Here is a 9,370-nt window from a genome sequence, read left to right as displayed (position 1 = left end):
GTTTTTGTTTTCGGCCTTGTCGGCCGTGGCTGGGCTGGGGCTGAGTCAGGTGTTGGCGGGGCGGGCGCGGGGATAGTGTTTAAGATGGGATGATTGGTGCCTAGGTTTGGGTATTCTGGTGAGTGTCATTTCGTTTTTTCGCGTTGGATTTAAAGGCTTAAATTCAAAGACAAAGTCAAAGGCTAATTCAAAGCCAAAGGCTCATTCAAAGTAAAAGGCTAATTCAAAGTCAAAGGCTAATTCAAAGTCAAATTCAAAGGCTTTCGCTCCCCCGGAGCGACCTACTTTCTTTTCCCCGAAAAGAAAGTAGGCAAAGAAAGCGGGCTGCCTGGCCGGCAGGGGCAGAAACCTTGGGGTTTCTCGTGTTGCTGGTTTCGTCGTGGGGTTCTTGGTTCTGCTTGCATCCTGCCGTTACCGGGGCGGGCGGCCGCGATCTTGCGGGCGACAGTGGTTTCGGGGTCAGACCTATGATGGCGGGCGCACTGCTTGTTCGGCCATCTGCCGTTACCGGCTTAAGCGACCACGACATAGCACCCTCTTGGTTTCGTGGTGGGCGCGGTGGACCGGTGCGCGGGTGTACCGGGTGTACCGGGTGTACCGGGTGTACCGGGTGTACCGGGTGGCGACATGTTATGCCCCAAACACAAAATTTCTGACAGGTCCGAGCTATGAGGCACCGAGCTCAAACAGGGGTCACCGCGCCCACCACGAATCGAGCGCCGTTCCTATGACGCGCCCATCCACCCCGGTCGCGGCAGCAGCCTGAACTACCTGGGCCAACGCCATCATGCAGCGCCACCACGAATCGAACGCCACCCGCGATGCCGCAGGCGAGCAAACCGGTAGCGCCAGCAGCCCAGCCAAAGCCATGAGACCCACCACGAAACCACCACCACCCATAAAATCTGAGCGCCCAGCCTTCTGCAAGAATCGCTTTCTTTTGGTTACTTTTCTTTTCGAGAAAAGAAAAGTGACACTTACATGTGTGCGAACGGGCTACCAAGCCCGCGCCGCTAGGCCCAGAGACGCAAAGCACACCCTCATACGCATAAACGCCAAATGAGACTCAAGCCGCCAAGCCCAAAAAAGCCAAAAAAAAGCAAAAACTACCGCATACCATCAATATCCCGAGCCTCGACAACCCCCCGAGGAAACCCCCTCCGCACCACAATCAGCATGGCACGCCCCACCTGCTCGGTAGTAGTGAGATAAGCCGGAAACAAGCGCCGCAGCAAAGGCAGCACCGGCGCCGCAATCATGTAGGGAATCCGGTAGGCCGCCGTCTTGGAACGGATGCCGTGCAACGGCTGGATACCGCCCGGGCGGAACATATACGCTGCCTTGAACGGCAATTTCAGCAACGCGTTCTCGGTACGCCCTTTCACCCGCGCCCACATCGAGCGCCCTTTCTCCGTGCTGTCGGTCCCCGCGCCGGAAACATAGACAAAGGTCATCTGCGGGTTGAGCCGGGCCAGCACCTGCGCGGCGGCCAGCGTGATGTCGTAGCTCACGCGCGTGTACTCGGCTTCGGACATGCCGCCCGAGGACACGCCCAGGCAGAAGAAGCACGCGTCGAAACCTGTCAGCGCCGGCTCGATCCCGTCGTAGTGCAGCAGGTCCGCATGCACCAGTTCGGTCAGCCTGGGATGCTGCTGGCCGGTCGGCGTGCGGCCTACCGTCTGCACGCGCGCCACGTCTTCGGCCAGCAGGCATTCGCGCAGCACGCCCAGTCCGACCATGCCGGTCGCGCCGAATATCAGTACGTTCATTCGTGTGTTCCCGTTCGATGAAAGCGGCCGCGCCATTGTGACGGGATGGTGGAGATTACCGCATGAACGGGAACGGCGCCGGCACGCCGGCACCCCGAAATAGACAGCCCCCGCCCGGGGTCACCCCGGACGCGGGCTGCCCCGTTGTCACACCTTGATGTCGATGTTCTGGCCCAGATGCGGGGGGTTGCTGGCGGGCACGCCGACCGGCGCCGCCGATGCCATCAGCGTGGCCACGCTGTTGGCCTGCAGGTCAAGCGATTTGCGCAGCATCAGCAAGCTGACCGGGTCGGTCCCGGGGTTGCTCGCCGCGCTGACGATGGAGGTATCCATGGATGAATTGTCCTGTTCCAGGTTGCGGTTGGGTGGGCGGGTGGCGAGGATGCCGGCAGTCCGGCCGGAAAAGCCGCGGCACCACCCGGGGATATTCCTGCCCGTTAATTGTCGGCTGGCAGCCACAAAGCTTTAGCGCGGCGGGCGGAACGTTTATGATAGGCAGCCCCGGCCAGATCGCCTGCAGCGTCTGCAAAGCAGGCCGGGAAAGACCGGACAGCCCGGGCAGCGGCTGAATCCGGCAAGAAAACAGTCACCAACAACAACATCATGGGTCGGGCGAAAAAAATCGCGGGTTACGTCGCAATTTCGTGTTTGACTGCCGGCATCCCCCTCTCCGGCCTTGCGCTGGATTCGGCGGAATTGTATGAACGGGAGTCGCCAAGCATCTGGGTGGTCACGGTGTTCGACGCGCAGGGCGGCACGATCGGCCTGGGCAGTTCGGTGGTCACCGGCCCGGAAGAACTGGTCACCAACTGCCATGTCCTCAAGAATGGCAAGTCCATCGGCATCCGGCGCGAGAACACCATGCACGTCGCGCGCCTGGTGCATGCCGATGTGGAGCGCGACCTGTGCGTGCTGCAGGCGAAGGGGCTGGGCGCGCCGCCCGTGAAGATCGCCCCGCTCGCGTCGCTCAAGGTGGGCCAGAAAGTCTATGCCATCGGTGCGCCGCGCGGCTTTGAGCTGACGCTCAGCGACGGCCTGCTCTCCTCCCTGAACAAGGACGCCAACGGCCGCGTGGTGCGTATCCAGACCACCGCGCCGATCTCGCCCGGGTCCAGCGGCGGCGGCCTGTTCAATGCCGACGGCCAGCTGATCGGCATCACCTACCTGATGCGCACCGACGCGCAGAACCTCAACTTCGCCGTGCCCGCGCAATGGATCGGCGAGGTGCCGGCCAGGTCGGCATTGGCGCTGCAGCGCTTTCGCAGCGAGACAGCGCCCCCGGCGCCCGCCGCGCAAGCACGGCCTCCGGCGCCGCAGCCGGCGGCCGGCGCGCAAGACCGGCAGCTCACCGGCGCCGAGCTGGCCGCGCACTTCGCGCATCTCGGCCGCATCAACGCCACCGCGCCTTCGGGTGTCACGCTGTGGATGGATATCCGCGAAGGCGGCAGCCTCGATGTCACCAACTCGGTCAGCCGCGGCACTTCGCCCGGCCGCTACCGCATCGAGCAGGAGGCCGGTCAGGTCTGCATCGAAATGGGCGACCCCAGGTTCAGCAGCATGCAAACCTGCTACCGGCTGACCGAAGGCAACGGGCGCTACGTGATGCGGTCCGTCTCCAGCCCCTACTACTTTTCCTATGTGAAGTAACGACGAGCATGAACCACACATACCGTATTGGCACCGCTGCCGCCGCTGCCGTCCTGTTGCTGCTGGGCGGGTGCGCGCCGGCGACCGTCGCCGTCTCTACCCGCGCCACCGACTATAACGGCAAGCCCGCCCGCATGTATGTGGTGGGCACGACGGGCATGGGCTGGAACAACGATTTCTCGCTGGCGTTCGCCGCCAAGTTCCGCGAGCTGGCCAAGCAGTGTGGCGTGGAAGCGGCCTATGACGAGCTATCGGGCCTGGAGCTGGACTCGTCCGCCCTCACGAACAAGATGCGCGGCTTCCGGGCGGATTCCATCCTGACCATCGCCAATGGCGGGGGTGTGATCGGCGCCTACGGCAACCGCATGTCGATCAACTACGGCACCACGCTGACCGATGCCATGCAGAACCGCGCGGTGTGGAAGGGCAAGTACTCGTTCAGCCGCGGCGCCCAGGCGATCCCCATCGAGGAACGCGCGGCGGTGCTTGCCATCGACATCACCAACAGCCTGAAGAAGGACGGCTTCCTGAGCGGTTGCGGCCAGGTCGCGCTGGGCCAGAACGGCCGGCTGGACCCGTCGGCGGTGCCGGTCATCGCGCACGGCACGCCGGTCAGCGCCGCCAGTCCCGCGGCGGCACCTGCCCCGGCCGCCAGCCAGGGCGCCGGCCCGCTCGCCGCCGTACCGGGCGTGCCCAGCGGGGGCGCGACGCTGCGAGACCTGCAGGACCTGCTGCCGAAGTGAGCCTCAGCCGGCCAGCCCGGCCTCGGCCAGGTCGGCGCACAGGATGGAGCCGGTTTCCGATTCGGTGACGAACACCTTATGGGTGCCGGGCTGGAAGGCCAGGTTGGTGGTGGTGGCGCCCGCCGTGCTGGCGAGGATGGCCTCGGGCTCGCCGCGCTTGCCGAGCACCCACACGCAGCCCAGGCTGGCATGCGCCACGAACAGCCGGTCGCGGCCGTCGATGGCCATGCCGTCCGGCCCGCTGGTGCCGTAGAAGGTGAAGAACTGCCCCACCTTGGACACGCTGCCGTCCGCTTGCAGCGGCGCGCGCCACACGCAGTTGCCACGCGTGGCCGCCACGAACAGCACCTTCTCGTCGCACGACAGCGCCAGCCCGTTGGGGCTGGGCACATTGCCCAGCAGCAGGTCGAGCTGTCCGCCGGCGCGCAGGCGGTAGACGCGCCCGGTGGGGTCGTGCAGGCCAGTCTGGCCCTGGTCGGTGAAATACAGGTCGCCGTTGCGGGCGATCACCAGGTCGTTTACGCCCTTGAACTGCTCGGCGTTGCGCCGTCCCAGCAGCGTCGTCACCTCGCCCGTCTCGACCTGCACGCGCAGCAGGCCGTTGCGGTAGTCCGCCACCACCAGCTCGCGCGCATTCAGGAACTTCATGCCGTTGGGCTCGCCCTTGTATTCGGCCACCAATGACCACGCGCCCGCCGGGGAAATACGGAAGATCCGGCCAAACGGGATATCGGTCACGTAAAGGTTGCCGGCTGCATCGAACACCGGCCCCTCCAGGAAACTGTCGATGCAGGCCCCGCCCTTGTTGGCATCGGCCCACTCGGAGCGCACGCCGGCCTTGCGGAAATGGGCGGGCATGGACGAGAAGACCTGCAGCGGGATCTCCCTGGGCACGGTTCTGAAATACATGGTCGTTCCTTATCGGGTTCTTGTCGGGTTCCTGTCGCGACCTGGCCGCCATCTGGCCGCCATCTGGCCGCCATCTGGCCGCAATCTGGTCGCCATCTGGCCGCGTTCCGCCTACTCCGCCTTCACGTCGGCGGCCTTCGCCACCCGGGTCCACAGGGCCGTGTCGTCCTTGATGCGGCGCGCGAAATCGGCCGGTGAGATACCGCCCGGCTGCGCGCCCAGGCTGGCCAGGCGCTCCTTCACCTCGGCGCTGTTGACGCTCTTGCTCACCTCCGCCTGCAGCTTTGCCACCAGCGCGGGCGGCGTGCCCTTGGGCGCCGCCAGGCCGAACCAGTTGATCACCTTGTAGTCCTTCAGGCCGGCTTCGGCAAAGGTTGGCACGTCCGGCAGCGCGGGCACGCGCGTCGCCCCGGTCACGGCCAGCGCGCGCGCCTTGCCGCCCTTGATCTGCGGCACGGCGGTCGGCGTGGCGGTGATCAGGATATCCAGGTTATTGGCGATCAGGTCCATCAGCGCATTGCCCGCGCCCTTGTACGGGATATGGGTGATCGACACCTTGGCCTCCTTCTTGAAGACCTCGGCCGAGAGATGCGTGGAACTGCCGTTACCGCCGGAGCCGAAGTTCAGCTTGCCGGGATTCTGCCGGGCGAAGTCGATCAGCTCCTGCAATGTCTTGAAACGGGAGTTGGCCGGCACGATCAGGATCACCGGCGTCTGCGCGATGGTGGTCACGGGCACCAGGTCGTTGTTGTAGTCCCATGGCAGCGTCTTGAACAGCGACGGCAGCATGGTGTACGTGGTGTCGTTGGCCAGCAGCGTGTACCCGTCGGGGGCCGCGCGCGCCACTTGCAGCGTGCCGATGGTGCCGCTGGCGCCGGGCTTGTTCTCGACAAAGAAGGACTTGCCGGTGCTCTCGGTGAGCTTCTGCGCCACCTGGCGCGCGACGAAATCGGTGGTGCCGCCGGCCGAGTACGGCACCACGATGCGCACCGGCTTGTCGGGCCAGGTGTCGGCACGGGAGGCAATGCTGACGGTGCCCGTGAGGGCGGCCAGCGCGATGCCGGCGAGAAGGCGGGCGGGTGAGCGGGTGTGCATCAAGGTCTCCGGGGATGATCCGCGCCGCGCATTGCGTTGCGCGGCGTCTTGGCTGTCCTGTTTTCATCACAATATTCTATTAGACAGAACATCGTTCCGAAATAGTGTACGCACGCCCGGAACTGGCTGTCAATCCTGCGCGGCAAGGCACGGATGGGCGCACCCCGTCGGGCGTCCGGCATTTGCCATTGGCGCCAATGTGGGTGTTCGGTGTGGCGGCGCTGCCTGCGTTACCATGGCACGGCTCGTTCCGCCGTGCGCCCGCGGCCCGCGCCCTTCGCCGCGCGCGCCATGCGCAGCCTCCCCCGCGCCGCCGCCGCCTTCGCCACCGCCCTTCGCCATTGCTATTGCTGCCATCGCCATGACTTCTGCCCTTCTGCTTGAAAACATCCACGACACCGCCGTAGAACGCTTCAAGGAGGCGCTCGTCACCGTGGAGCGCCGCAGCGGCGCGCTCGCCGGCGAGGAACTGCACCAAGCGCCGCAAGCGCACCAGATCCTCGGCATCCGCTCCGCAACGCACCTCGGCGCGCCGGAGATCGAGGCGGCCAGGCACCTGCTGGCCATCGGCTGCTTCTGCATCGGCACCTCGCAGGTCGACCTGGATGCCGCCGCGCGCGCGGGCATGCCGGTCTTCAACGCGCCGTTCTCCAATACGCGTTCGGTGGCCGAACTGGTGATCGCCGAGGCCATCCTGCTGCTGCGCCGCGTGCCGGAGAAGAACACGCTGGCGCATGCCGGCAAATGGGCCAAGGGCGCCACGGGCTCGTTCGAGGCGCGCGGCAAGACCATCGCCATCATCGGCTACGGCAATATCGGTTCGCAGGTCGGGGTGCTGGCCGAAGCCATGGGCATGCGCGTGGTGTACTACGACGTGCAGGCCAGGCTGTCGCTCGGCTCGGCGCGCGCGGCGCGCTCGCTGGCGGATGCGGTGTCACATGCGGATATCGTGACGCTGCACGTGCCGGCCACGGCCCAGACCAGGAAGATGATCGACGCCGTGGTGCTGCGCCAGTTCAAGCGCGGCGCGATCCTGATCAACGCCTCGCGCGGCACGGTGGTGGATATTGAGGCGCTGCGCGCGGCCTGCGACGACAACCATATCGCCGGCCTGGCCATCGACGTCTTCCCGCAAGAACCCAAGACCAACGCGGACCGCTTCGACAGCCCGCTGCAGGGCGTGCCCAATGCCATCCTGACGCCGCATATCGGCGGCAGCACGGAGGAAGCCCAGGAGAATATCGGCACCGAGGTCGCCACCAAGCTGATCGCCTTCCTGCGCACCGGCGACACCATCGGCGCGGTCAACTTCCCCGAGGTGAGCCCGGGTCCGCTGACCTCGCCGGCGCGGCTGCTCAACGTGCACGGCAACGCGCCCGGCGCGCTCGCAACGCTCAACACGCTGCTGGCGCGCGACGGCGTCAACATCGTGGCGCAGCACCTGCAGACGAGCGGGGAAATGGGCTATGTGGTGACCGACCTGGACAAGGCGCCGTCGGACGAACTGGTCGCCGCACTCGGCAAGGAAAGCGCCTTTATCCGCTGCCGCGTGCTGCTCAACGAGCAAGCCTGAGCGGCGCGGGCAGACGGGGCACCGGACTGCCGGCGCCCCGTCTGCCCTCAGCCCACGCGGAAATGCTCGACCGACTGGCCGGCATTGACCGCGCGCAGCAGCCACGAGGGCATCGCGCCCTCGCCGTCCCAGACCTGCCCTTCGGCGTTGCGGTAGCGGCGCGGGCCGGAGGGAGCCGCCGGGGCCGCAGCAGGGGTGACGACGGGCGCGGTCTCGGCCTTTGGCTCGGCTTTTGGCTCGGCTTTTGGCTCGGCTTTTGGCTCGGCTTTTGGCTCGGCTTTTGGCTCGGCTTTCGGTTCGGCTTCTGGCTCCGCCACAGTTTTCGGCAAACCCGCAGCTGACGCCGCGGCTTCCGGCGCTACTGCCAGTGCCGATCCGGGCGAGGCGACATCGGCCGCATTGCGCTGGCCACGCCTCCTCTTGCGCCGCGGCCGCGGCGCCACCATCGGCGGCGCCGTGACAGGTGCCGCTGGCAACAGCCCCTGAACCGGGCCGGCCGGCTCCGCGATGACGTCGGCTTCCGCCTCGGGTTCGGCGACCGCTTCAACTTCCGCTTCAACTTCCGCCTCAACCTCCGCTTCAACGTCCGCCTCCACTAGCGGCTCAACTTCCGCCGCCACTTCCGTGTCCAGGGCGGCAGCAATCTTCGCGGCAGGCTCCGCGAGCGGCGCGGCAAGCAGTTCCGCCACCGGCAGGATTTGCTGCCCGCCGCCGGGTTCGGCCACAGGTTCAGCCTTCGGCGCCGCGGCTGCCTGCGCCGCCTCGATGTCATCGGCGGTGATGCCCAGCCGCTCCATCTGGACCCGTATCCAGACAATGGCGGCTACTCGTTTGACGTCGGCGGAAAGAACAGCGGGAATAGCGGAAGACACGATAGAAACCAGTAAAGGATGCGGGACAGGGGGTTCTCCATGCGGCGCTCACCGCACACCCATATCCCCGAAGCTCGCACATGATAGCCGAGCGCGGAAACCGCCTCTTGCGAGAGCCAAAAACGCGGCAGATCGCCCAGTAATACGGCCTCCGGCAGCAAGCACATAACAGGCCAGCCAGCACCGGGAATCCGCCCGGATCCACACAACTCAAATGAGAACGATTATCATATGCGACCAACAGGGCCATCAGGCGTCGCCTGCGGCCGGCCTCTTGCGCGGCGGGCCGCCTGCCGCGCAATACGGCCCTCTTCCATAGGACATATAGCCAATGCATCGACTCATTTCCACTGCCCCGCTACGGATTGTTGTGCCCGGCCGGGCTGCCCGGGAGGCGCGGACATGGGCTTGAGCCGGAACGGCCGCTACCGCCTGGATGTTGCCTCGCGCGTGGTGGCCGCGATCGGTGGCGGCTATGTGCTGGCAGCCCTGGCCACCGGCCTGCTGGCGGTGGTGCTGCCGATGCCGCCGTCCGAGGCGGTGACGACCGCCACGCTGCTGTCGTTCTCGCTGTACGCGTGCGCGGTGCTATGGGTGTTCGCCGCCGGCAGCGCGTTGCGCGCGTGGGCCGGACTGGCGATTCCCGCCGCGGTCATGGCGGCCGTGCTGGCCGCGGCGCGGAGCGCGGCATGAAGGCCGGCCTGCGGCAGTCGATGGCCTGGCTGCGCGCGGCCAGCCTGAGTGGCGCGCTGAGCGGCGCGC

At 66.3% G+C, this 9,370-nt stretch carries 8 protein-coding genes and 1 pseudogene; 4 read left to right on the top strand and 5 right to left on the bottom strand.

Annotated elements, in window-relative coordinates; translation table 11 throughout:
- Window positions 1-1,106 precede the first annotated feature (1,106 nt).
- Together AC1DKV_RS14080 and AC1DKV_RS14075 are read right to left on the bottom strand one after the other, a co-directional pair.
- A complete protein-coding gene (locus AC1DKV_RS14080) occupies window positions 1,107-1,769 on the bottom strand; it encodes an NAD(P)H-binding protein (protein WP_441616708.1) in 663 nt (220 codons plus the stop codon).
- A gap of 147 nt (window positions 1,770-1,916) precedes the next feature.
- Window positions 1,917-2,102, bottom strand: a complete 186-nt coding sequence (locus AC1DKV_RS14075) for a YjfB family protein (protein WP_441616706.1) — start codon at window positions 2,100-2,102, stop codon at window positions 1,917-1,919.
- 363 nt (window positions 2,103-2,465) lie between these two features.
- Between AC1DKV_RS14075 and AC1DKV_RS14070 the strand changes: the two genes are divergently transcribed.
- Together AC1DKV_RS14070 and AC1DKV_RS14065 are read left to right on the top strand one after the other, a co-directional pair.
- The gene (locus tag AC1DKV_RS14070) at window positions 2,466-3,416 is read left to right on the top strand and encodes a S1C family serine protease (protein ID WP_441616704.1); all 951 of its coding nucleotides are present in this window, start codon (window positions 2,466-2,468) and stop codon (window positions 3,414-3,416) included.
- Between the two features lie 8 nt (window positions 3,417-3,424).
- Window positions 3,425-4,159 carry a hypothetical protein gene (locus AC1DKV_RS14065; protein ID WP_441643335.1) on the top strand — a complete coding sequence of 245 codons (735 nt, stop codon included), beginning with the start codon at window positions 3,425-3,427 and terminating at the stop codon, window positions 4,157-4,159.
- 3 nt (window positions 4,160-4,162) lie between these two features.
- Here AC1DKV_RS14065 and AC1DKV_RS14060 read toward each other — a convergent pair whose 3' ends face one another.
- Together AC1DKV_RS14060 and AC1DKV_RS14055 are read right to left on the bottom strand one after the other, a co-directional pair.
- Window positions 4,163-5,068: an SMP-30/gluconolactonase/LRE family protein gene (locus tag AC1DKV_RS14060; protein ID WP_441616700.1), complete on the bottom strand. Its 906-nt coding sequence runs from the start codon at window positions 5,066-5,068 to the stop codon at window positions 4,163-4,165.
- Between the two features lie 111 nt (window positions 5,069-5,179).
- Window positions 5,180-6,163 (bottom strand): Bug family tripartite tricarboxylate transporter substrate binding protein, encoded by a 984-nt coding sequence (locus AC1DKV_RS14055; RefSeq protein WP_441616698.1) that lies wholly within the window; start codon window positions 6,161-6,163, stop codon window positions 5,180-5,182.
- Between the two features lie 361 nt (window positions 6,164-6,524).
- On the opposite strand from AC1DKV_RS14055, the gene serA reads away from it, so the two are divergent.
- Entirely contained in the window at window positions 6,525-7,736 is a 1,212-nt protein-coding gene (serA, locus tag AC1DKV_RS14050; protein WP_441616696.1) for a phosphoglycerate dehydrogenase, read from the top strand.
- Between the two features lie 47 nt (window positions 7,737-7,783).
- On the opposite strand, the pseudogene AC1DKV_RS14045 reads toward serA, so the two are convergent.
- Window positions 7,784-7,930: pseudogene (locus tag AC1DKV_RS14045) on the bottom strand (H-NS family nucleoid-associated regulatory protein); the annotation flags it as partial.
- 1,080 nt (window positions 7,931-9,010) lie between these two features.
- On the opposite strand from AC1DKV_RS14045, the gene AC1DKV_RS14040 reads away from it, so the two are divergent.
- Window positions 9,011-9,301: a DUF3649 domain-containing protein gene (locus tag AC1DKV_RS14040; protein WP_441616694.1), complete on the top strand. Its 291-nt coding sequence runs from the start codon at window positions 9,011-9,013 to the stop codon at window positions 9,299-9,301.
- The last annotated feature ends 69 nt before the right edge of the window (window positions 9,302-9,370 follow it).

It is taken from the genome of Cupriavidus sp. 05T41, assembly GCF_056396525.1.
This window is presented reverse-complemented; position numbering and strand designations above follow the sequence as displayed.